Genomic DNA, 20,593 nt, shown 5'->3' with positions numbered 1-20,593 from the left:
TGTAGATTGTAACGAATTGTATGTTATTAGTCATATTTGCTTTTATTTGCATAACTTATTCATAACATCATAATTAATAGACCAAAGACCTTTTTTCTCATCTTTAGCACTTTTCAAAGCTTTTTCAAGTTCTCCAGGATAAGAAGCTTTTTTATAGATACATGCATAACCATCTTTGATGATTTGTTTTGAATAATTAACTCCATTTTTATTTACAGTTGCAAGTAAACGACCATATTGATCTTTCTTTTCTGACTCAATGACAACCTTATCGCCATTTTGAAAAAACTTAGAAGCATAGCCACTTGCTAACTTTCCTAGCTCTTGTTCATCATTAGCAGATATACCTGCTTTTTTTGCGTCTTTATCAAGCTTTGAGCCACTATACTTCTCTGGTGTATCTATATAGAGTATTCTTACCTTTTCTTCTTTCTTACCTATCATTACATGCAATGTATCGCCATCAGTAACCTTAGTAACTATACCAATACTCTCTGTTGCAACAAGTGGCAATGAAACAAGCATAGAAGCAATTATTAATTTTTTAAACATTCAATTCCTTATTCAATATATTCCAAATGAATTATTATGGGTTTTTAGTACCTTTTTTTCCAGTATAAGGATTTACATTACCCTTGGTACTGTAGTTATCAGATTTACTACTATTTGGACTTGTTCGTTTGTATGCAGATACATGAGTCCCGTCTTTTTTTGTATAACCTTTGACTGAAACATCTGAATATGATTTACTTGATGAGCTTTTACTTGATGAGTGGCTTTTTGAAGATGAAGATTTATGAGAGCCACTACTTCCTTTTGCAAATGCTGGTGAAAAACACAAACCTACTATGATAAGTAGCGTACTAATAAATCTCATATATGTCCTTTTATATTATATTTATTCCATATTTAATAAGCATCCGTGGTAATACATCATCTAATTTTGCTATTTCTTTGTCTGTAAGCTCAATCAAATTTACATTATGTTTTTTGTAGATTTCTTTTTTTTGCTCTTTTCTAGCGTTATATTTTTGATCGTTTTCAAGTCCCCAAAACTCTATGTATACTTTCCCTTGTGGCAAATAAAAATCCGAATATACATTCTCTTGAATAGGCAACATCTTTTCATAAGCATGTACTATATTTTCGCTATATAACCAATCATCAATAATCATTTCAGCTTTTGAGCGGACAAAATGCCCGTCTTTTGTTCTATGTGTTGCAGGATATCTTTCTCTAAAATCTTTTTCTTCTTTTTCTTCTTTGGGTTCAATTAATTTTTTGAGAAGTATATTTGTTTGAATTTTCTCATCCCATTGTACAGATAAACTTCCTCTGTAATTGATTTGGATTGCTCCATTAGATTTTCCGCTCTCTGTTATTACCCAACCATTTTTATTTTTTTCTATCCAATGCAGTTCTTGAAAAATGTCATTAATTTGCCTAGAAGTTTTATTAAAAAGTTTTCCAATCTCTGTTGCAGTCATTATTTCAGCACCTTCTGTTTTTATTTTTCGTCAAGTTCTTTTTTCAAAATTCTTGTATGCATTTCACTTAAAAAATATTCTTTTTCTTTTTCATTTAATTTCTCAAAATATGTCAATAATAGTTTAGTTTTATCATCAATGTCACCTAAACTATTGTTTAGTTGATCTTTATAAAACATAGCAATTTTATATAAATTTGGACGTTCTTTTCTCCATTTATATAGTGCCTGCTCGCTTATATCAATAAATTGTGCTAATTCTTTATTATTCAATCATTTTCCCTTGACAAACTAAACTATACTTTAGTATAATCTCTTCATAAAACTAAACTATGGTTTATGTTTTGAGTATTTCGTGGTTGTTATGGCTATAAATTTTAAACCATAGTTTAATTATATCGTTTTTAGGCAATTTTGCCTTAATTCAATTTGAAGCCCTTGTTATCTGAAAATTTATCTTTTCAAATACCAAGGTCTTTATTGATCTTAGCTCGGGAGTTCGTTAGCACCTACTCCCTCAGCTTGTTAAATGGTGCTAAAAAAACTATAAAAAAGGTGCTTATCATGCAAGAAACTAAAGTATTCCCTCATTTCCTCAAACAAGCTTACCAAGCAGAAGTTCTACTCCGTAAGCCTCAAATTCATTCAGTTGGTACACGTTACCCTTACAAAGATCATGTTGTTATCACTACTGAAAATATTGAACGTAGTGCTAAAAATCCTCTTTTTTCCATTATCTCTCTTATTGATGTAGTGGTTAAATGTGAAAATCGCACTGAGGCTGTAAAGCTTAATATGGCTCTTAAGGAGTATTTTGCAAAAGGTATGATGTTACCTTTCTATGTAGGTGTGTTTCAAAAGCCCTATACAAAAAAAGATGAACGATCCATGAAATACTATGCATTTGCGAATATCAGCGCAAAAGAGCTTTTGGAAGAATTGCCAAAACTAGAAAAAAACAAAGATTTAAAATACGTTGTTGGTGCTACTCCAGTCGAAAGCAACTATATCTTAAACGGCTTTGATTTAACGTACTCCTTAACAGAATATACAATGCAAGGCTCTTTCATGACATTGGAGCAGATGAAAGAGTTAAATAAAAACGCTGAAAAGCCATCTTATAAATTGAAACTATGCACAACTTCTTTCTATGAAGTTAATGAAGAAATCGCTCTCGATGAGTCTATTAATTTTGAGATCAGCGGTGAGAGCGAAAGTGAGATCGAGACTCTTGCTGAAAAAATAGTGAAGCTTCAAAATAATGGCATTGCCTTTACGTGCAAAGGTAAATTCCCACAACAACAAAAAGATTATTACATTGTTGCCATTACGAAAAAAGCGGGTGATCTCATAACTGAAATTAACGCAATGTTAGAGCCTAAAAATCCAACGCCTACACAACAAAAAGCGTCTTAAGGAGTTTTTATGTCTTTTAAACTTTTTTCACGATTACCAACCATGAGTAAATCAACAAACGTTCAATTACTTTCAGAGTTTGATTTTTGTGTTTTGCGCTTTAAGATCGCCAAATTGTTGAGAACATCACATCGTAGAATTTTATCTATTGATGTCATGGACGATGGAAAAATAGTGGCTCATACTTCTTTTATTATCCCCGTTGAATTTCAAAACGTGAAAGAGATAGACGATGATTTTAAGCACTTTTATCCTGATGTTGTTGTTCCTGATATTTTTACCGCAACTGATGGTTCTCATCGTTCTATAAAAAGAGAAGAATCACAATTAGTGCCTTTAGTTTTAAATTAAATCTTGGCTTTCTTCGGATGTAAGACCTACGTACAAAATACAAGGATTTTCACATGAAAATTCAGTCTCACAGTTTTGAAGCTCCTAAACAAGAGAGCGGTGTTTCTTCTAAAGTTGCCACTGGTGTGGTCGTTGCTTCTGTTCTTTCTACGGGTGCTTTTGCGGCTGACCCTACGTGGTTAACGGATGTTAATACTGCTCTTGTTGCTATCGTAGCAATGATTGGTGGTGTTATCACTTCTTTGGTTGCAATTTTTATTGCTCCTATCACGTGGAATAAGATTAAACAAGTCTTACAACGTGGCTAGTCATGATAACTCAAATTGATTTTACGGCTTACTATTTGGTAGTTAGCACCCTTTTATTGTGCAAGCTTTCTATTGGTAACTCTCATTTCATTTTGAGTTTGATAAAGAGGAGATAATGCTCTCCTCTTTTTTCCCAAAAAGGTGCTTAAAATGAAAAATCTATCTTTAATACTTTTCTTATGCTCTAATTTCCTTTTCGCTGATTATCTTTATCAACCATCAAGCGTCTGTGTAAAAAGCTTTTACTATAAAAGTGGCACTCTTTATTATGTTCTGAGCGACACTGGTGTTACTGTTTCTACTGCTACCAAAAATCTAGGTGATGACATTTTCCCTGATTACGAATACAACATAACATCTGGTCGTTGTCAAAAAACACAATCAAACAATACTCTAGGACTTTCTAATCAGGATTTTAATTATCTAAGTGCATTTATTGGTCTTACTGTTTTAGGTTTGGTTTGTATAGGTTTTTTCTTATGATTGATATTATCCATTTTGGTATGACTTCATGCCTGCCCGCTGATTATGTTCTAGACATTGGTTTTACCGTCATTATTGAAGCTATTTTACCCGTTTACCTTGTTCGTAAAGCTATTGAAAAGTATTTCAGATGAAAACATTTATCCTCTTTATTTCTCTATGCTTGAGCGTTTATGCTATTGAAATCGCTCCTACAAATTTTGGACTCCGCGATCTTGCCACTATGGTATCGCAAGAGTGCAATAAAAATATTCTTATCTCTCAAGATGTTAAAAATATGAGTGCTGATTATTTTGTCATTCAAGACATTAGCCCTGATGTTTTGTTCTCTACATTTAAAGCGATCATTGAGTCAAAAGGTCTTTTTCTTAACGAATACGATGGCTTTTATGTTGTTGATGAAAAAGAGCATAAGATCGCTGATGAAAAGAACTTTTCAAACGTTGAACTTACTATGAAAATAATTGAAATCAATAATGAAAAAATAAAAAATGTAGGCTTCAATCCCTCTCTTTCTTCAAAGCTTAGTTTGTCGGGTGTTACTGACTTTAAAAAATTGACATTTGATAAACTCTTTAGTGCTGATTTTGAGGGCGTTTTAAGTGATCTTGAAAAACAAGATTATCTAAAAATTATGAGCGAGCCTTATGTCGTTGTCTCTAACGGTGAAAAAACGAAGCTCAATGTGGGTGACACTATTAGTGTTAAAACTTCCTCTTTGGACTCTACGACCACGATGGCTGTACGCAATACCTATATTCAAAAAGAACTTGGTCTCACAATCGAAGTCTCTCCTAAAATTCAAAAAAATGGTCTAATCCTTTTAAATGTTGTACTTACAAATGAGACACTTAAAAAGCAAGATAGTGACGGTCTTATCGAAACCAAAAAAAAGTCTATTGCAGGTAATTTTAATGTTAAAGATGGCGGTAGCGTTTCCATTGGTGGCTTAACTTCTGCACAAGATGTAAAGTCTACTTCTAAAGTTCCTTTACTTGGTGATATTCCTGTTTTAAACTATATTTTTTCGTATGACTCAACGAATACCGTACGTACTACCTTAACGCTTTTCATCGAAGTAAAGGTTATCAAATGACTTTCATAGTTCTTGATATTCCAAACTTTCTCAAAGCTCTTGAAATTGAGCTTGTATGGATTTCAAAATGAAAAAAATAATCTTAGCTTTAATGCTTATGGTATCGTGTTCTTTTGCCAATTATTATAATTATAATGGTTCATGTTATTTATCTTCTGGTCGTTGTTCTCAATCACAAAATTCAACTAATCCTAATTTATGCATGACAAATTATGGTAATACTTATCCATACGTGACTTTCTTAAGAAATGTTAATGGACAAATTTATCAAATGACTGAGGAATTACTTTATGTTGTTGATTCTTCAAATTGTCCTTCTCTTATTCCTACATGTAGCGCAGATGAAAAGCTCGATACTGCTACTAATACTTGCGTCCCCAAAACGGTTGATCCAAATAATCCAAACTGTGACCCTGTTGCTTCACAATTTAATGATGTTACTACGGGTAAGTGTTTTGACTGTATGCCTTTTGGCACTTTTGGTTCTCGCGCTGCATGTGCGTGTAATGCTCATGGAAGTACATACACACCTGTTTTGAAAGGTGTTGCTTATTATTCGACACAAGGTCAATACACCTATAAAAAACAACGTGCTACTTGTGATGATGGCTCTAGCGTTTTTATTTATTATGACCCTTTAAACAATAATCCACAAGATTATAACAATACAACTCCAACCGATACCAATGGTACTAAGATACCAGATACTAATACAACGACAACTTCACCAACTGATCTTAATGGTACAGTTGTTCCAAATCCTTCTCAAGCAGATGTTGTTAATGCTCTTAAGCAGATAGAAAATGGTCAAAAAGACTCTAATACTGCATTGAGAGAATTGGGTGTTGATCTAAAAACTATTAATACGAGTCTCAAAGAACAAGGTTATACCTTTGACTCAATTCTCAATAAAATTAAAGAGGGAAACGATAAAGCCGATGCCCGTTATAAGCTTATGGATGATGAGTTTAAAGGACAAACTCAGTGGCGTAATATGATGGGCAAATGGGTAGATAAAAATGCTTTAGACGTTACTGCTCAACTCGGTGCAACGGTTGATGTTAAAAAGGCTGTTGATGGTACAACGGGTGCAGTAAACGCTCAAGGTAAAGCGATCACTGATAAGCTTGGTGAAATTAAAGATGCCATCAAAGATATAAATGGCACTGATATGAAACCAACGAATGATATTTTAGAAAAGATTAAAAAAGACACAAATGCTACGGCAAAAGGCGTTGATAAACTTCATGATGATTTGAATACCACGAACACTACGCTTGATAAAATCAAAGGTTTGTTTGACAATAACGATTCTTTTAAAGTTCCTGACGTAAATGACACAAAATTTGAACTTTCTGATTTAATGCCTGATGATTCATGGTTTGAGTCCAACAAACTTAACCTTAATTTTAATAATTATGGCGGTGAATGTTATTGCCAAACGGCTGAATTTAGAGTTGCTGGTAAAACGTTTGTTTTCCCTCCGCAAGAGGCTTTAGACATTATTCCATTTACAACGATTTCAAATATTTTTATGGCTTTCATCTATGTTCTTGGTCTTAAAGCATTTTTAAAAGATTAAGGGGTTTTCATGCCAATTTTTTTAATGGGATTTTTTACTGCACTTACCGACTTTTTATTAAAGCTTCTTGGTAAAAAAGGTGTTAAGTTGGCTTTCTTTACTGTTTATACTGCTCTTTTGATTGCTGTTATGAATGGCGTCGCAAATTTTGCTTTAAATCATGTTGATGTTAGCTCTTTTATGACGCCTACTATTTGTTGGTTTTTAATGAAGTTAAAAGCGTTTAGTCTGTTGTCTACTTATTTTGCTTTTATGTCTGCAAACTGGCTAAAAAGAAAAATGGTGCAATTTTGGACGTATGGTAATTAGTCATGATTAGAGTTCTTATAGGTGGTCAAGGAAGTGGAAAGAGCTTAACCTCTATTCATTTCCTTTTTGAACTTGTTGACTCTGTTAATGGCAAAGTACCACGCCATACAATCTATAAGCGTCTTATAACTAACGTAGGCGGTTTCAAACCTGCACTTTTCAAAGAGTTTTCGGGTAACTCTGATTTAGAGATCATTCATCAAGATAAATATTGGAATAAAGACGATCTTACTGTTCTTTTTAGCGATCAAATGAAAGAGCGTGATAAGGTTGAGAGTGAACGTACTCCAACGCTTTTTATTTATGATGAGTGTCAATTTGGACTTTCTACTTTCTCAACTGCTCAAGCAAATTTAGAAACATGTGAACTGATCTCGAATTTCTTCTCACTTCAGCGACATTATGGTCCATGTGATTTTCTTCTTATGACTCAAAGCCTTGATAAAATTCATGATAAGTATCTCGGTATTGATTTCGAGCTCTACATCTCACCTGAGTATTCGCTCAAGGCTGATCCTGCGAACGACATTATCTTTGATCTTTACGACTCTGAGGGTAAAAACATCATCACGGGTGGACGTGACAAGATCAAGTATAAAAAACAAAAAACGATTAAAGATAAAAGCGGTCAAGACTTTAATCCTTTCATGCTCTACGTTAGCGGTGACGGTGGTCGTGCGCCTGAGGTTAAAAAGTCTTATTGGAAAAAATATATCTACATTTTAATTGGTCTTGTTTTGGTAGCTTTGCTCTCTTTGGGTTTTACTTTTCATAAGCTTTTTGGCGGTCTTGGAAAAGCTCCAATACCAATAGAACACAATACTACAAAAGAAACCAATCAAACAATGTCCGATGATCTCTCCTTACCGTCTCCAAACTCTGTGAAGGGTGCTCGTGGCAATTTGATTAATGAGGACTCAACTTACAATGAATATGTTAAAGAGCCTTACTCTAACATAGAAGCTCAACACATGTTTAGGGTTTTTGTGATGGATAATGTCTATTACGTTGGCACTCAAATACTCTCTTTAGATCAATTTAAAACGCTTTGTGAAAGACAAGTTTTTTTCGTGGTTTCTACGCAACCAGTCACAAAACGCTCTTTCTATGTCAATCTTCTTATCCATCAGTCGGTCTTAAATAGCTTTGGACTTACAAGGGATTTTGATACTACGGACGGTACTACTCGCTCAAAATCAACAATAAAAAATTCTAATTAAAGGTGCTTACATGAAACGTAAATTTTTCTTATTTTTACAAAAATATTTAAAAGATTGTGTTGACTTTTTTTTGCTTCAAAGAATCGAAAAACTAGAGAGAGATAACTCTATTCTTTTTGATTTACTTGATAATTGTGATCGTAAAGTTGATGGTGCTTTGTGTGGTTGCCGCAGGGTTGACTTACGCCTTTCTATTTTAGAACGAAAAGCATCGCAGATAGAAGCGAACGAGACTTAATCTATTAAGTCTCATGGTGAGCGTGTGGACTAGCGCAGCGTAACAGTACCAACCGTTACAACCTGCAAAACGATGAGAACGTAAGGTGCTGTAAAGAGGAAAAACTCATTTCGATACTCCTTCCTAAACAGCTAAAAAAAGAGTGTTAAATGACTTTCCGAGCATGAGCGAAGAGGAGCCACCGCACCGCATGAGCGAAGCTCTCTTGTCAACTTAACAAACATTTCCCGAGTTTTTTAAAAAGGTGCTTATTATGAAATATGGTCTTGGTTTTTATGATGTAGAAAATTGTCAACGAAAAATTGACAATCAAAGAAGTTATTTGGATAACAATCATTTTATAACTTCAAACGGTACAGTAAAAAGTTTACGTGATGTTTCAATGTCTGCAAATATCTCTGAGCGTTACTATGCACAACTTGTTAATAAAGTTAATACTTTACAACAAATGATGACAAATACTGATGTAATGCCTGTTTTTCTTACGATTACTCTTGATGGTTGGATACAACGTCTTATTATTGGTGATTATTCAAAATTTGATGAAGATGTCAAAGAGCATTTAAAAAAGCTTCCTGAAAATGATAAATATGGTTATCTTAAAACAAAAGCTTTGCGTAGAGAGTTTTTTGATGTTCATGATTTATATATGATTTTACGTTGGCAATTTGATGGTTTTATGAAATGCAATACTATGCAAAAAATGCGTAAAGATCATAATTGTGGTTATGTTCTTGGTACTGAGCCTATGGAAAGTGGTAACCCTCATTTTCATGGATTGCTCTATATTCATCATTCTTATCTTTCAGCTCTTCAAAAAAAATTTAAAAAGTATTTTTCGGCTCCTATGAATTATACTCAGGATAAAACTAGACTATCTCTTGAACAGTTGTCAAATGGTGAATGGAATGGTTTCCAATGGACTATTTCTAATCCAGTCGGATATATTCTTAAATACGTCACTAAGTCATTTATGAATATCAAAAATCAAGAACAGATAGACGAATTGCAAGCATGGTATATAAAATATGGCATTAAACGCTTTACTATGTCACATACGCTTGTTCCTCAATGGGTATATAACAAAGTTTACCCACTTGAAAACGATTGGCTTTACCTCTCTGATCTTAAAATCAATTCTATGTGCGAATGGTCTGCCGAAGATGATTATTTCAAATTTGAAGATACAAAACTCGGTAAAACGCTTATGTATAATCGAGGACTTTATCAAATGTTTCAAGATGGCGCACTCGTCCATGAGTTTGGCGAAATGAAAGAGCTTAAACTTCCAAATACAATGAAATTTAGAGATAAATTTGTTCTTAGACAACATGAAAAATCTATTAAAATTGATTTTTTTAATGTTAAAGGTCAAAAAATTGAATTCTATCCAAAACCAATAGCACATTATAAAAATTATGAACTTTTACAGTATCACTACTCTCTTAATCCTGAAACTTGCAATCTTCAACATTATGGACTTGTTCAAAATGAATGCATTAAACGAGGTCTTATCAATGGTCAACTTCAATCACTTAATGATTTTTCAACTAACGTTATCGAAACAAATACTAATCCTTATCTAGATCAATTTGCAAATTTTCAAGCATACCTCGAAGCTAATCCTAAACCAGCGGACGATCATTTTGCTATGTTGATTTCTCTCTCTGAAGAAAAAAGAATAGCAGATAATAAGAATCGAAAAGCACCTAAACAAGCTGAATCTATCCCTGAACCTGAAATGGTTATTGAACATAATCGCCAATCTACAATTTTTGATTTTTTAGGAGCATAAAATGAAAAAAATTAAAGTTTACGGAATTAGATATTTAAGTCCATACGATAATTATCTTTTTGTTGAAGATGTTTATAAGTCTTATTTACGATTTTTATTTAATCAGTTTTTTTTATATGTTAAAGGTATTGATTTTTCTACTCAAATATATTTTATTCTTGATAAATAGGAGCATAAAATGAAAAAAATTAATAAAGATGTAATTGAACTTTTTTCCAAAGTCTTTGCTATGAATTTAGCAAACCAAAATAGATTTAAAAAAGAAATGGGTAGAAACATGAATGAGAGAGAATTGGAATTTAATTCAATAATTCATTCAAATATGATTTTATCTCATTTTGGGTTACCAGTTCAAAAGATTAGTTTTGAAGAATTTTTAAAAGAGAATAAATAAATGACTTTCCAAAAATACGCAAACCTCTATATTCAACTCAATGAGGATGAATGGAAACCGTCTTACCTTGATAAAAACAAAGGGATTGTAGAAACTCGTTTCAAGGCTTTTGAAAATATGGATATTCAAAACCTCCATGCTTCTGATATTAAGCTCTGGTATAAACAAATCAATGATGTAGGGAATAAGTCCAAGCGAAACTATTTAAGCGTTTTAAAGGGCATTCTAGACGTCGCATTGCATGATGAAGTTATTCAAAAAAATCCAATGATACATGTAAAGTTTCCAAAGTATAAAGCACCTCGCATTCACCCTTTTAGTGCTGACGAAGTAAAAATGATTTTGGACGCTTCAAAAGACTTAAATTTTAACTTTGTTTATTACCTTGCAATGGGCTTTTATGCTGGTATGCGTACGGGTGAGATATTGGCTCTTAAACGTAATGAAATTGATCTCAAAAAAAGAACGATTACCATTAAGTCCACACGTTCTCGTTTTGGTGAGGGTACACCTAAAACATTCGGCTCTAAACGAACTATACCTATTCTTGACTCTTTGTATCCGTACATCGTTAAAATGCTAGAAAATGGTAATACTAAATACGTTTTAACAAATCAATACGATAGACCTTATCGTGATAGCCATGTCTTTTGCACGTATTGGTGGAAACCGCTCTTGGAGTCTTTAAAACTTCCCTATCGAAGAATATACGACACACGTCATACATTCGCTACAAATATGCTTTATAGAAAGCTTTGTAGCCCTGCTGAATTGGCTCAATATCTTGGTCATTCAAATGTTCAAATGGTTTATGAAGTTTATGTTTCGTATCTTGACAGTCATTTTGATAAATTTGATAGGTCAATTGCAATTTATTCTTAGGTGTGTGAAATGGTATTTTTTTCTTTATTTTTGATGTCAAGTATTCTAACTAGATCATCCTCGGTGATGTCATATTTTTTACAAAGTGCACCTAGCTTATATAGTTCTAGCTTTTTTGGTTGTTTGGCTTTTAGTTGTGCTATGTTTTGTTTTGATTGGTCTATCATCTCTGCTATTTCTTGGTATGTTATTGTCATAGTTTTCCTTTATCAAATTTCAGAAATATTATACTATAGTATATTTAAATTAAGAATAAATTTAGTAATGTTATACTATAATATATTTATAAAACAAATAAGGGGTCTAGAATGGATTTAATTCAAATTAACAAAATAATTAAAGATCTTAAAACCTATGGAAAAAAATATGGTGTCGATGTACAAATAAATAGTATCGAAACAGATGATGATGGTTGTGAAGAATTATTAGAGTTATATTTTGATGATAATTTGCCTCTTACTAACGGCTATACAATGGATGATTGTATTAGTTATAAGATAACTAATACGGGATTGTTTTTAAAATTTAATTATCAACGTGATGATTTAAAAGATTTACCACTTTGGATTAATGATAAAAAGACAATCAAAGAATTAATTAGATTTTTTTCAATTTGAATAAAGGTGTGGTTATTATGATAGGTTTTTGTGATTTTAAAGATCTTATGAAAAAAGCGTCAAAGACAAAATTAGTATTAATTGCAAAACTTTTAGAAATACCTTTTAAATATGATAAAAAACATCTTTATATGACTATTGTTTCTGAGTTAGGTTTTTTTTACGATAAAAATTATTATGTTGATATTGAAGAAATGAATGAAAAGATTTATAATATTTTAATTGCCTAGGTAGAGGGATTTTGAGTTTTTGAAAAAGTGCTTTGGAAGTCCCTAAAATAGGGAGTTTGTGGCGGACAGAGAGGGATTTGAACCCTCGGTCAGGTTACCCCGACGCATCCTTAGCAGGGATGTGGTTTCAGCCGCTCACCCATCTGTCCAAGTAAAAAGTAGAGTGCAAGTATATCAAAAGTAGATAATAAACGGCTTAAGAGAATTTTCTTAAGCCGTTTATCGATTAAATATAAGCCGCATCTTGCGATTTTAAAAGCTTTTCAAGTAGTTTTTGAAGTTTTGGAACAGACGTTTGATCTGTTTTTTTCGCCTCTTCGATCTTATCTTTTAGCATTACAACGAGCTTAACACCTTCTATAAAATGCATCGGGTACTCCTTTTAGATCAGTATTTGATCTAAAAAAGCAAAATTTATTCCGCTGTTGTAGGCGTACTTACAGGTGGTATAAAGGGAGGATGCTTAATGACTCCATCATAGAAAACAGGGCAATTTTCATCATTTTGTTTAGAAGGTGTATGGGTTGATTTTGATTTTGTTGTAAAAGAAAGCACGACATTACTCAGTGTTGTAACCGTAGCTTCATCCATTTTAAGTGAAGGCTTAGCGAGCGTTCCACTAAATTTTTGCTCTACTGACGCGCATCCTTTTTCATCTAAAAGCGCCACTTTGACATCAATCAATTTGTCTTCAACGATATTAATAGCACCCTTAGTAGCAATTCTATTTGTCTGGGTACTTAACGCGACATCACTCAATTTCATTTCAGAATACCCTAGATCAACTTTTGTATTGGCTTCTTTAATCAGTGTATTTCCACCTTTAAAAGCTTCAACAGTTCCCGTTATAAGTGTGTTTAGGCTTATACCTTTTGTTTTTTGAAAAGGGTCAACAACAAGAGCAATTTTGTCAATATCATAACCTTTGAGTGTGATTCCTTCTCCAAAAAGCTGTACAAATCCATTAAGCGTACTTTTAAAAGTAGTGGAATCCCCAACAAAAAAAGAAAGTTTGAAATCACCATTGGCATTACCTTCAAGCATCTCTTTATTCCAAAGTGCTTTTGAGAGACTTGCTAATTTCAAACCGACGATTTTACTTTTAATGGAAATTTTTGGCTGCTTTCCACTGACATCAAATTTTCCACTTCCTTGAATTGGGGTATCAAAGAGCGTATATTTGAGGTTTTCAGCCACGGCAACAGCATTTTTCATCTCTAATGTCATTGCAATGTCTTGTACGGCATAAGAACCACTGTACTGAATTTTATCAATATGGGTTTCTGCAATAAAAGAGAGCCCCTGTAATTTATTTTTTGTTAAATCGTAGTTAATGTCATTCATGTCAAAGTCAATCTTTTCAAATGTCATCTTCGAACTCACATTATCTTCTGCATAAGTGACATTTGCATTGCTAAACTTCATTTTTTTGATATTGGCTAGAGAAAAACCTTCTTCTTTTTCAAGTGTTGTATTACTCTCTTTGCTCTTTTTATCCACTACTTTTGAAGGCGTTGAAGCCAATTCATAATTGAATTTGCCCTCTTTATTTTTGGCAATGGTAAGATCAAGACTATCAAGAGAGAGCTGTTTTACTTTGATCTCTTTTTTGAGTAATGCTGGCATGTCGAGTGCCACATCAAAGCTACCTATTTTGGCAAAAGGCATTTCAGAACGACAGGTTGGATTGGTGATTTCGATATCAGAAAAACTAACACCAAAAGGAGAGAGGGAGAGTGCTACATCTCCACGAATAACAACGTCATACCCCGTACTTTCTTTTACAGCTTTGTGAATACGGGGCTTGTACTCATTAAAATCAATCACCTTGATAAAAAAGAAAAACGTAACCAGACAAAAGGCAAAAAACAACACCGTACCTATTAGAATCTTTTGAAACATTTTCCCCTCTAAGTAACTAAATATTTTCGATAATTTTCTTTACAACACCTAGCGGATCACTGCTATGATAAATCGGTCTTCCAACAACGATAAAATCAGAGTGTTGTGCTTTTGCAGTTGCAAGATCAGCAACTCTTTCTTGGTCATTACTGCTCTCGCCAAAAGGGCGAATGCCTGGCGTCAGCGTTAAAAATGAAGACGCCGTATGCGCTTTAATGTCTAAACTCTCATAAACTGAACAGACAACGCCATGTAACCCACTCGCATAAGCATCTTTAGCAAAATCAACCGCTTTTTGCGCAATCGGTGTTTTATAAATCGCTTCAAAAGAGGCGTTATCAAAGCTTGTCAATGCTGTTACAGCTAAGACAATAGGAGGATTAGAAAAAGTATTGACACGATCCATAACCATACGCATTGCCTTAACACCGCTTGATGCGTGAACGTTGAACATATCAACGCCAAGGCTGACCATCGATTCTGCGGCATCTGCCATTGTGTTTGGGATGTCATGGATTTTAAGATCTAAAAAGATTTTAAAATTGGGATTGATCGCTTTAATCTCTTTAAGAAGTGCTTCTCCATCACGAATGAAAGAGCGAAGCCCCACTTTAAGCCAGACATCTTCGCTTTTAAGCTTCATAATAAGTGCAATATTTTCTTCTTTACTCGGCAAATCAAGCGCAACGCAGAGCTTCATTATTTGCTTTCCCCATCTTTACAAATAGCGTCCAAGACGCCGTTGATAAACTTAGGGCTAGTCTCATTACACAGTTTCTTAGCAAGCTCAATCGCTTCGTTAATAATCACTGCATTATCAAGTTCTGAATACAAAACTTCATACGCGCCCAGTCGTAAAATAGCACGCTCAAGCGTTCCAATTTCACTAAGGTTCCACTCTTTAAGATGAAGGTTGATCGCTTCATCTATAATGCTTAAATGCTCTTTGACGCCGCGGTAAAGTCCTAATGCAAACTCTTTTTGTTGATTGCGAATTTTTTTCTCTTCAAAAAGTTCATCTATAAATTTTTCAATGCCTGCATTACCAATGTCCTCGGCATATAAAAGCGTGATAATACTCTCTCTTGCTTGATGTCGTGTTGCCAAAACAGTTCCTTATAAATTTTTATAAAGGCTAATAAGTTCGATTAACCCTGTCATAGCTTCAAAGCCTTTGTTACCCGCTTTGCTTCCTGCACGCTCTATCGCTTGTTCGATGTTATCAGTGGTTAAAACACCAAATGTGACTGGTTTTTGATATTTAAGTGCTGTGTTTGCCACACCTTTGGTTGCTTCTGCCGCAACATAATCAAAATGCGGAGTGCTTCCACGAATAACAGCGCCCACACAGCATACTGCGTCGTACTTGCCGCTGCTTAAAATTTTATCGAGGGCTAAAGGAATCTCGTAAGCCCCCGGAACTAAGATAAGGTCTAAGTTTTTTTCATCGCCACCGTGACGAATAAATGCATCTTTTGCACCCTCTACCAAACGATCTGTAATGATATGGTTAAATCGGCTGTTAATAATTGCCACTTTTTCATTGCCGCTAAGGGAGAGTTTTCCTTCAATAATATTCATAACTATCCTTCAATCAAATGTTTCTTAATAATACACTATTTTTCGTTACAATTTGATTAGAAGGACAGTATAGACTATTTAAAGATACCTAAAGGCTTCCCAATCGGTAAAAATGGTTTACCAAAATGTTTATTCAGAAGAATGGCACCTGAGCCATAAAAAGAAAGAAGAGCAATGCCTAGTTCTGCATACGCTGCTAGCGTATGAGCACTATGAGACCAGCCAAAAACATCGCCAACCAGTCCCAAAAAGAGAAGGTCAATCAGAACAAAAATTGCGAGTAAAACCTTGTTGGTCTCTACCGCACCAATCGTCATAAAAAGCGTAAAAATGAGATACCCAATGAACGCAAAACCAAGCTGTTTGCCATCGGCTTGTGACGTAAGAACTTCGCCAAAAAGACCCATCTTAATCATCCAAGAAAACGCCACACCAAACCAAAAAAAGGCATACGCTCCAAAGGCAGTCGCACCAAAAATATTGTTGTGTTTAAAGTCAAATAAACAAGCAATCAACTGAACAAATGCTCCCAAAAAAATAGCCCAAGGCAAGATGAGAGACAAACCTGATGTTATGCCCAGTTTTTGTGATGAAGCGACAAGCGTCACCATAGCCAAACCAAAAAGCCCTAATGGCGTTGGGTCGGCAACAATACTTTTAATGTGTTGAATTTCTTGAGTCACAATACACACTCCTTTTTCTTATGGAAAAATAAAGTTTGTATTATAATATAATTATCTAATAATCGTGTGACATTTTACTTTTTCTTCCATACACTTACATGTAAAGATTTAACAAACTTTTTTCGTTCACTTTCATGGATACTCAAATTCATTTCCACAGGCTTTACATGTAAATCAAAAAAGGGTGCCAAATGCTCGTTTAAAGCATCATACGTGCTGTATTTTTCGCCATTTTTCTTAAAGCCCCCGAGCCATTTGGCACGTGGTGTTTTAGCTTCATTCCAGTCATAGCTACTGGCAATGACTAAAAATCCTTGAGGGTTCAAACGCTCTTTGATTTTCTCTAAAAACAGAGCTGGATCGTACAAGGTATCCAAGACATCGTTGGCTAAGATAAGATCATATCCGTCAAAATAAGGCTTCATATTGTGCGGATCGGCTTGCCAAAACTCTACTTTTTGAACCTTTGGATTGATGCCAAAATCACTTAAATTCCGCTCGACAAAAGAGGCAAGTTCGCCCTCAACTTTTGGAGCATATTTGAGTTTACCACTCTCTTTAAAGTTAGTTGCAAGTCTGACTACTCGCGCGGTAAATTCGATGCCATGTACCATTTCAAAATGACGCGCAAGCGCAAATGTTCCCCTACCTGCACCACAACCAACCTCAAGGGCTCTGCTTTTTGCACCGCCAAGAGCAATACAAAACTCAGCCATTTTCTCATAATAGTTCTTTTCGATTTCTCCAAAATGGGCATCGCAGATTTGAGAGAGTGCAAAGTCTGTCTCATAAAAAACCGAATGGGTTTCAACAGGCTCATCTGATTCGATATAACGAAACCCTGCATGTTGGTAAAAGTGACGACGAAACGCGTAACGGGAAGCTCGTATGATCTCATTTCCCGTGCTAATCCACGAGCCACCCTTGATGATATTATGCCTATCATCAAACGTAGGAACTGAAAAATCATCGTAAAGCGGATGCACACTAAAACCGTCAAATCCATTAATAGGCGTTTCAGTCCACTGCCATACATTACCAATAACATCATAAAAATCGCCAAAGGCAAAGGTATCAACAGGCACACTGGAAGCAAAATATTCAAGGTTGATATTGGCAGGCGCTCTATCCCAAAACGGCTCGTCAACCTTTACATGTAAATCTCTTAGAACATACCACTCTTCTTCGCTAGGGAGGCGAATAGGTTTGCCTGTTTTGTGACTTTTCCAGTTACAAAACGCTTTGGCTTCAAGGTAGTTGATCTCCACTGGCCAACTCCACGGCATCGCGATCTCTTCAGCCATTAGTCGCAGTTTATAACCCTCAGCATTCTTGCGCCAGAACAGCGGCATGGTCGCATTTTTATAGCTTTTCCACTTCCACCCCTCTTCATTCCAGAAAGCTTCATTTTCATAACCACCCTCTTCAACAAAGCCCAAAAACTCGGCATTTGAGACAAGGAATTTCGACGCTTTGAAGTCTTTAACTTCTTTTACATGTAAACCGTATTCGTTATCCCAGCCGTACAGCGCATCGTCTCTTTTTTTCTCCAAACGAAGTGTTGCGCCTTTTACATGTAATAATTGATTTTCAACAACAGGGGTATCAAGAGGACAGACTTTCCAAAAATCGCTCGGCAACACATACTCAAGCGGCAATTGACGAATAAGAACAGAGGAAGTTTCAAGATGAATACGCTCATGCTCAATGCCCATCATAATCGCCCAAAAAGGGCTTTCCCATGAAATGGGCATAACAAGAGGTAACGTGTCAATAAGCTCTAAGATTTTCGTTTTCACGTGCTCACGGTAAGCGCGAATTTCAGAAATACGTGGCCATTTGTAATGGGCTTGGTTGAGATCGTCCCAACTCATCTCATCCACACCAATCGCAAAAATCGACTCATAAATTGGATTGATGCGCTTATCAATTAGCTTGGCAAGAACCAGTTTATTGATAAAAAAGGTCGCGGTATGACCAAAATAAAAAACAAGAGGATGGCGCAAAGGATCTGCTGTGAGGTAGTAACTCTCTTCGTCCTTCATCAACTCAAAGAGCTTCTCATACACCGTATAGGTTTTAAGAAAATATTCCCTAATTTCCGCTCTTTTTTGCTCCGCATCTCCACGATTAAGAAGAATGTTGCGTGTTGGGATCAGTTGCATTTTATGCCTTTAAGCTGTCTTGAATCGCTTTAATATCTTTGATTGCTAAACCTAAATCATCTAAATCAAGCATATTTGGACCATCGCAAAGTGCTTCGCATGGATTGAAATGGGTTTCAAAGAAGAAACCATCCACGCCTACAGCTGCGGCAGAGCGCGAAAGGGGGCGTACAAACTCACGTTTTCCACCACTTTTGCCACCCTCAGTTCCAGGCATTTGCACTGAATGGGTTGCATCAAAAACGACGGGTGCAAACTCACGCATGATGACAAAACTACGAGCATCGACGACTAAATTGCCGTAGCCAAATGTACTGCCACGTTCCGTCAACCATACGCCTGCCTTCTTCGCAGCTTCGTAACCCTCTTCATTGACACCTCTGGTATCCAAAACTTTTTTAACCGAATAGCGCATATCAGCAGGATTTAAAAACTGCCCTTTTTTGATGTTAACAACACATTTGGTCTCTGCGGCCGCGACCAAAAGATCGGTTTGACGACACAAAAAGGCTGGGATTTGAAGCACGTCCACCACTTCGCCTACAGGCTTTGCTTGGGTGTAGTCGTGAATGTCCGTTAAAAGTTTGTAACCAAACTGCGTTCTCACCTCATCCAAAAGCTTTAAGCCCTCGTCCATACCAGGACCTCTAAAGCTGTCAATACTGGTGCGATTTGCTTTATCAAAACTTGATTTAAAATAAAAATCTAGGGTGTTATCTTCGTGATAGCTCATCAATTTTTCTGCAACCCTAAAGAGGTTGTCTCTACTTTCAATGACACAAGGTCCTGCTATTAAAATCACTCTTTCTCCTTTGCTACAATAATTCCACTAAGAACGACTAAGAGTATACCAAATAGTCCAACAATATCAGGTAAACCATCGCCTAAAACAATACCGATAATCAGCGAAAAGAAGATAATCGAATACCCAGCCGCCCCTACAATCCCCGCTTTGGTGGTCGCAAATGCTTTGGTCATATAGACCTGTCCAATCGCACCAGAGAGTCCCATTAAAACAATATAAAGCCACTGAATACCTTGCGGTAAAACAAAATGTCCCAACATAAAATCAAACATAGGCGTATGGAAAAATTCACTCAAAATCATAAAAAAAGCAGGGAAAATAGTGCCCGTAGAAACAAAAGCTAAAACAATAACACGCGTGTCATACACTTTATTGAGCTCTCTAACACTCGTATACGCTAACGCTGCACCCAAGCCACTACAAAGCCCTAAAAAATCTGTTTTGGAAAGCATGATTCCATCGGGTTTCATCACAAAAACAATGCCTAAAAAACCAATGAAAACAGCCACCCAACCTTTCCAGCCAATTTTTTCTTTCAAAAAGAAAAAAGCCAAAATAGCGGTAAAAATCGGCGCTGTTCTCGAAAATGTGATGGCATCCGCCAAAGGAATATGAGCGATATTGTAGAAAAAAACGAGCATGGAAGCGAAGCCAATGAGAGCACGAAAAAGCAGCAACCAAGGTCTTCCGCCCACTTGTTTGATGGGAAGTTTGAAAATGCTTAGGGCTACAAAAATCATAGTCAGTCCATTGCGAAAAAAGACCACTTCAACCGAATCCATCCCTGAAGACAGGACCTTGGCAAAAGCACCATCAAACGCAAAACTAAACGAAGAGAGCAGCATAAACAAAACGCCTCTGTTTATCCCACTTATAAACTGTCTCAAAATAGCTCCATTCAACGCCATAAATACGAAATCTTAATCAATTCTGTGTTAAAATCCGTTGATGTTTATAGCTTAAACGTGGCCTCTGGTTTTTCCATAACAGAGCCTTTATGGTGAGAGTTTACCAAAATAACAGCAAATAAACAGTATAATCAATCTAATT

At 35.4% G+C, this 20,593-nt stretch carries 30 protein-coding genes and 1 tRNA gene; 16 read left to right on the top strand and 15 right to left on the bottom strand.

What is annotated here, in order from left to right:
* Window positions 1-42: 42 nt before the first annotated feature.
* From N0B29_RS10765 to N0B29_RS10750, 4 genes are read right to left on the bottom strand one after another with little or no spacing between them, the layout of a single operon-like run.
* Window positions 43-552: a thermonuclease family protein gene (locus tag N0B29_RS10765; RefSeq protein ID WP_263833729.1), complete on the bottom strand. Its 510-nt coding sequence runs from the start codon at window positions 550-552 to the stop codon at window positions 43-45.
* A gap of 34 nt (window positions 553-586) precedes the next feature.
* Complete coding sequence (locus N0B29_RS10760; protein WP_263833728.1) at window positions 587-877, bottom strand: hypothetical protein; 291 nt, start codon at window positions 875-877, stop codon at window positions 587-589.
* 10 nt (window positions 878-887) lie between these two features.
* A complete protein-coding gene (locus N0B29_RS10755) occupies window positions 888-1,487 on the bottom strand; it encodes a hypothetical protein (RefSeq protein WP_263833727.1) in 600 nt (199 codons plus the stop codon).
* Window positions 1,488-1,507: 20 nt separating this feature from the next.
* On the bottom strand, window positions 1,508-1,759 hold the full coding sequence (locus tag N0B29_RS10750; protein ID WP_263833726.1) for a hypothetical protein: 252 nt from the start codon (window positions 1,757-1,759) through the stop codon (window positions 1,508-1,510).
* A gap of 291 nt (window positions 1,760-2,050) precedes the next feature.
* On the opposite strand from N0B29_RS10750, the gene N0B29_RS10745 reads away from it, so the two are divergent.
* The 14 genes from N0B29_RS10745 (at window position 2,051) to N0B29_RS10680 (ending at window position 11,560) form a co-directional block, all read left to right on the top strand.
* A complete protein-coding gene (locus tag N0B29_RS10745; protein WP_263833725.1) occupies window positions 2,051-2,902 on the top strand; it encodes a hypothetical protein in 852 nt (283 codons plus the stop codon).
* Window positions 2,903-2,911: 9 nt separating this feature from the next.
* On the top strand, window positions 2,912-3,253 hold the full coding sequence (locus tag N0B29_RS10740) for a hypothetical protein (protein WP_263833724.1): 342 nt from the start codon (window positions 2,912-2,914) through the stop codon (window positions 3,251-3,253).
* Window positions 3,254-3,306: 53 nt separating this feature from the next.
* Window positions 3,307-3,561, top strand: a complete 255-nt coding sequence (locus N0B29_RS10735) for a hypothetical protein (protein ID WP_263833723.1) — start codon at window positions 3,307-3,309, stop codon at window positions 3,559-3,561.
* 150 nt (window positions 3,562-3,711) lie between these two features.
* Window positions 3,712-4,044, top strand: coding sequence for a hypothetical protein (locus tag N0B29_RS10730; RefSeq protein ID WP_263833722.1), 333 nt, complete (start codon window positions 3,712-3,714; stop codon window positions 4,042-4,044).
* The gene (locus N0B29_RS10725) at window positions 4,041-4,178 is read left to right on the top strand and encodes a hypothetical protein (protein ID WP_263833721.1); all 138 of its coding nucleotides are present in this window, start codon (window positions 4,041-4,043) and stop codon (window positions 4,176-4,178) included. Before N0B29_RS10730 ends, N0B29_RS10725 begins: the two co-directional genes overlap by 4 nt.
* Window positions 4,175-5,140 (top strand): type II secretion system protein GspD, encoded by a 966-nt coding sequence (locus tag N0B29_RS10720; RefSeq protein WP_263833720.1) that lies wholly within the window; start codon window positions 4,175-4,177, stop codon window positions 5,138-5,140. Before N0B29_RS10725 ends, N0B29_RS10720 begins: the two co-directional genes overlap by 4 nt.
* A gap of 271 nt (window positions 5,141-5,411) precedes the next feature.
* On the top strand, window positions 5,412-6,722 hold the full coding sequence (locus N0B29_RS10715; RefSeq protein WP_263833719.1) for a hypothetical protein: 1,311 nt from the start codon (window positions 5,412-5,414) through the stop codon (window positions 6,720-6,722).
* A gap of 9 nt (window positions 6,723-6,731) precedes the next feature.
* Window positions 6,732-7,031 carry a hypothetical protein gene (locus N0B29_RS10710; protein ID WP_263833718.1) on the top strand — a complete coding sequence of 100 codons (300 nt, stop codon included), beginning with the start codon at window positions 6,732-6,734 and terminating at the stop codon, window positions 7,029-7,031.
* Between the two features lie 2 nt (window positions 7,032-7,033).
* On the top strand, window positions 7,034-8,251 hold the full coding sequence (locus tag N0B29_RS10705) for a zonular occludens toxin domain-containing protein (RefSeq protein ID WP_263833717.1): 1,218 nt from the start codon (window positions 7,034-7,036) through the stop codon (window positions 8,249-8,251).
* Between the two features lie 10 nt (window positions 8,252-8,261).
* Window positions 8,262-8,489, top strand: coding sequence for a hypothetical protein (locus tag N0B29_RS10700; protein WP_263833716.1), 228 nt, complete (start codon window positions 8,262-8,264; stop codon window positions 8,487-8,489).
* A gap of 253 nt (window positions 8,490-8,742) precedes the next feature.
* Window positions 8,743-10,284: a hypothetical protein gene (locus N0B29_RS10695; RefSeq protein WP_263833715.1), complete on the top strand. Its 1,542-nt coding sequence runs from the start codon at window positions 8,743-8,745 to the stop codon at window positions 10,282-10,284.
* A 1-nt stretch (window position 10,285) separates the two neighbouring features.
* Window positions 10,286-10,453: a hypothetical protein gene (locus N0B29_RS10690; RefSeq protein WP_263833714.1), complete on the top strand. Its 168-nt coding sequence runs from the start codon at window positions 10,286-10,288 to the stop codon at window positions 10,451-10,453.
* Window positions 10,454-10,462: 9 nt separating this feature from the next.
* A complete protein-coding gene (locus tag N0B29_RS10685) occupies window positions 10,463-10,678 on the top strand; it encodes a hypothetical protein (RefSeq protein WP_263833713.1) in 216 nt (71 codons plus the stop codon).
* Complete coding sequence (locus N0B29_RS10680; RefSeq protein WP_263833712.1) at window positions 10,679-11,560, top strand: site-specific integrase; 882 nt, start codon at window positions 10,679-10,681, stop codon at window positions 11,558-11,560. It abuts the gene before it with no gap.
* On the opposite strand, the gene N0B29_RS10675 is transcribed toward N0B29_RS10680, so the two are convergent.
* Window positions 11,557-11,757: a helix-turn-helix domain-containing protein gene (locus N0B29_RS10675; protein WP_263833711.1), complete on the bottom strand. Its 201-nt coding sequence runs from the start codon at window positions 11,755-11,757 to the stop codon at window positions 11,557-11,559. The genes N0B29_RS10680 and N0B29_RS10675 overlap by 4 nt on opposite strands.
* 111 nt (window positions 11,758-11,868) lie before the next feature.
* Here N0B29_RS10675 and N0B29_RS10670 point away from each other — a divergent pair, with 111 nt between their 5' ends.
* Together N0B29_RS10670 and N0B29_RS10665 are read left to right on the top strand one after the other, a co-directional pair.
* Window positions 11,869-12,177, top strand: coding sequence for a hypothetical protein (locus tag N0B29_RS10670; RefSeq protein WP_263833710.1), 309 nt, complete (start codon window positions 11,869-11,871; stop codon window positions 12,175-12,177).
* Between the two features lie 17 nt (window positions 12,178-12,194).
* Entirely contained in the window at window positions 12,195-12,407 is a 213-nt protein-coding gene (locus N0B29_RS10665; protein WP_263833709.1) for a hypothetical protein, read from the top strand.
* A 59-nt stretch (window positions 12,408-12,466) separates the two neighbouring features.
* Here the strand turns inward: N0B29_RS10665 and N0B29_RS10660 are convergent.
* The 10 genes from N0B29_RS10660 to N0B29_RS10615 all read right to left on the bottom strand — a co-directional run bounded on the left by N0B29_RS10660 (window position 12,467) and on the right by N0B29_RS10615 (window position 20,430).
* Window positions 12,467-12,556: transfer RNA gene (locus tag N0B29_RS10660), tRNA-Ser, on the bottom strand.
* Between the two features lie 77 nt (window positions 12,557-12,633).
* Complete coding sequence (locus N0B29_RS10655; protein ID WP_263833708.1) at window positions 12,634-12,777, bottom strand: hypothetical protein; 144 nt, start codon at window positions 12,775-12,777, stop codon at window positions 12,634-12,636.
* A gap of 44 nt (window positions 12,778-12,821) precedes the next feature.
* On the bottom strand, window positions 12,822-14,309 hold the full coding sequence (locus N0B29_RS10650; RefSeq protein WP_263833707.1) for an AsmA family protein: 1,488 nt from the start codon (window positions 14,307-14,309) through the stop codon (window positions 12,822-12,824).
* A 16-nt stretch (window positions 14,310-14,325) separates the two neighbouring features.
* Window positions 14,326-15,009, bottom strand: coding sequence for an orotidine-5'-phosphate decarboxylase (gene pyrF, locus N0B29_RS10645; protein WP_263833706.1), 684 nt, complete (start codon window positions 15,007-15,009; stop codon window positions 14,326-14,328).
* A complete protein-coding gene (gene nusB / locus N0B29_RS10640; RefSeq protein WP_263833705.1) occupies window positions 15,009-15,416 on the bottom strand; it encodes a transcription antitermination factor NusB in 408 nt (135 codons plus the stop codon). The genes pyrF and nusB overlap by 1 nt, the downstream gene beginning before the upstream one ends.
* A gap of 9 nt (window positions 15,417-15,425) precedes the next feature.
* On the bottom strand, window positions 15,426-15,890 hold the full coding sequence (gene ribH, locus N0B29_RS10635) for a 6,7-dimethyl-8-ribityllumazine synthase (protein WP_263833704.1): 465 nt from the start codon (window positions 15,888-15,890) through the stop codon (window positions 15,426-15,428).
* 74 nt (window positions 15,891-15,964) lie between these two features.
* Entirely contained in the window at window positions 15,965-16,573 is a 609-nt protein-coding gene (locus tag N0B29_RS10630; RefSeq protein ID WP_263833703.1) for an acetate uptake transporter, read from the bottom strand.
* Window positions 16,574-16,647: 74 nt separating this feature from the next.
* Window positions 16,648-18,738 (bottom strand): 5-histidylcysteine sulfoxide synthase, encoded by a 2,091-nt coding sequence (ovoA, locus tag N0B29_RS10625; RefSeq protein ID WP_263833702.1) that lies wholly within the window; start codon window positions 18,736-18,738, stop codon window positions 16,648-16,650.
* A gap of 1 nt (window position 18,739) precedes the next feature.
* The gene (gene kdsA / locus N0B29_RS10620) at window positions 18,740-19,540 is read right to left on the bottom strand and encodes a 3-deoxy-8-phosphooctulonate synthase (RefSeq protein ID WP_263833701.1); all 801 of its coding nucleotides are present in this window, start codon (window positions 19,538-19,540) and stop codon (window positions 18,740-18,742) included.
* Entirely contained in the window at window positions 19,537-20,430 is an 894-nt protein-coding gene (locus N0B29_RS10615) for a DMT family transporter (RefSeq protein ID WP_438874164.1), read from the bottom strand. The genes kdsA and N0B29_RS10615 overlap by 4 nt, the downstream gene beginning before the upstream one ends.
* Between the last annotated feature and the right edge of the window lie 163 nt (window positions 20,431-20,593).

The organism is Sulfurospirillum oryzae, from assembly GCF_025770725.1.
In the GTDB taxonomy this organism is placed as follows: Bacteria; Campylobacterota; Campylobacteria; order Campylobacterales; family Sulfurospirillaceae; genus Sulfurospirillum; species Sulfurospirillum oryzae.
The sequence above is the reverse complement of the archived record's forward strand: the minus strand, read 5'-3'. Positions and strand labels throughout refer to the sequence as shown.

Coding starts and splice junctions, on each gene's coding strand:
- N0B29_RS10765 (WP_263833729.1), bottom strand. CDS start 552: ATGTTTAAAAAATTAATAATTGCTTCTATGCTTGTTTCATTGCCACTT.
- N0B29_RS10760 (WP_263833728.1), bottom strand. CDS start 877: ATGAGATTTATTAGTACGCTACTTATCATAGTAGGTTTGTGTTTTTCA.
- N0B29_RS10755 (WP_263833727.1), bottom strand. CDS start 1,487: ATGACTGCAACAGAGATTGGAAAACTTTTTAATAAAACTTCTAGGCAA.
- N0B29_RS10745 (WP_263833725.1), top strand. CDS start 2,051: ATGCAAGAAACTAAAGTATTCCCTCATTTCCTCAAACAAGCTTACCAA.
- N0B29_RS10740 (WP_263833724.1), top strand. CDS start 2,912: ATGTCTTTTAAACTTTTTTCACGATTACCAACCATGAGTAAATCAACA.
- N0B29_RS10735 (WP_263833723.1), top strand. CDS start 3,307: ATGAAAATTCAGTCTCACAGTTTTGAAGCTCCTAAACAAGAGAGCGGT.
- N0B29_RS10730 (WP_263833722.1), top strand. CDS start 3,712: ATGAAAAATCTATCTTTAATACTTTTCTTATGCTCTAATTTCCTTTTC.
- N0B29_RS10725 (WP_263833721.1), top strand. CDS start 4,041: ATGATTGATATTATCCATTTTGGTATGACTTCATGCCTGCCCGCTGAT.
- N0B29_RS10720 (WP_263833720.1), top strand. CDS start 4,175: ATGAAAACATTTATCCTCTTTATTTCTCTATGCTTGAGCGTTTATGCT.
- N0B29_RS10715 (WP_263833719.1), top strand. CDS start 5,412: ATGACTGAGGAATTACTTTATGTTGTTGATTCTTCAAATTGTCCTTCT.
- N0B29_RS10710 (WP_263833718.1), top strand. CDS start 6,732: ATGCCAATTTTTTTAATGGGATTTTTTACTGCACTTACCGACTTTTTA.
- N0B29_RS10705 (WP_263833717.1), top strand. CDS start 7,034: ATGATTAGAGTTCTTATAGGTGGTCAAGGAAGTGGAAAGAGCTTAACC.
- N0B29_RS10700 (WP_263833716.1), top strand. CDS start 8,262: ATGAAACGTAAATTTTTCTTATTTTTACAAAAATATTTAAAAGATTGT.
- N0B29_RS10695 (WP_263833715.1), top strand. CDS start 8,743: ATGAAATATGGTCTTGGTTTTTATGATGTAGAAAATTGTCAACGAAAA.
- N0B29_RS10690 (WP_263833714.1), top strand. CDS start 10,286: ATGAAAAAAATTAAAGTTTACGGAATTAGATATTTAAGTCCATACGAT.
- N0B29_RS10685 (WP_263833713.1), top strand. CDS start 10,463: ATGAAAAAAATTAATAAAGATGTAATTGAACTTTTTTCCAAAGTCTTT.
- N0B29_RS10680 (WP_263833712.1), top strand. CDS start 10,679: ATGACTTTCCAAAAATACGCAAACCTCTATATTCAACTCAATGAGGAT.
- N0B29_RS10675 (WP_263833711.1), bottom strand. CDS start 11,757: ATGACAATAACATACCAAGAAATAGCAGAGATGATAGACCAATCAAAA.
- N0B29_RS10670 (WP_263833710.1), top strand. CDS start 11,869: ATGGATTTAATTCAAATTAACAAAATAATTAAAGATCTTAAAACCTAT.
- N0B29_RS10665 (WP_263833709.1), top strand. CDS start 12,195: ATGATAGGTTTTTGTGATTTTAAAGATCTTATGAAAAAAGCGTCAAAG.
- N0B29_RS10655 (WP_263833708.1), bottom strand. CDS start 12,777: ATGCATTTTATAGAAGGTGTTAAGCTCGTTGTAATGCTAAAAGATAAG.
- N0B29_RS10650 (WP_263833707.1), bottom strand. CDS start 14,309: ATGTTTCAAAAGATTCTAATAGGTACGGTGTTGTTTTTTGCCTTTTGT.
- pyrF (WP_263833706.1), bottom strand. CDS start 15,009: ATGAAGCTCTGCGTTGCGCTTGATTTGCCGAGTAAAGAAGAAAATATT.
- ribH (WP_263833704.1), bottom strand. CDS start 15,890: ATGAATATTATTGAAGGAAAACTCTCCCTTAGCGGCAATGAAAAAGTG.
- ovoA (WP_263833702.1), bottom strand. CDS start 18,738: ATGCAACTGATCCCAACACGCAACATTCTTCTTAATCGTGGAGATGCG.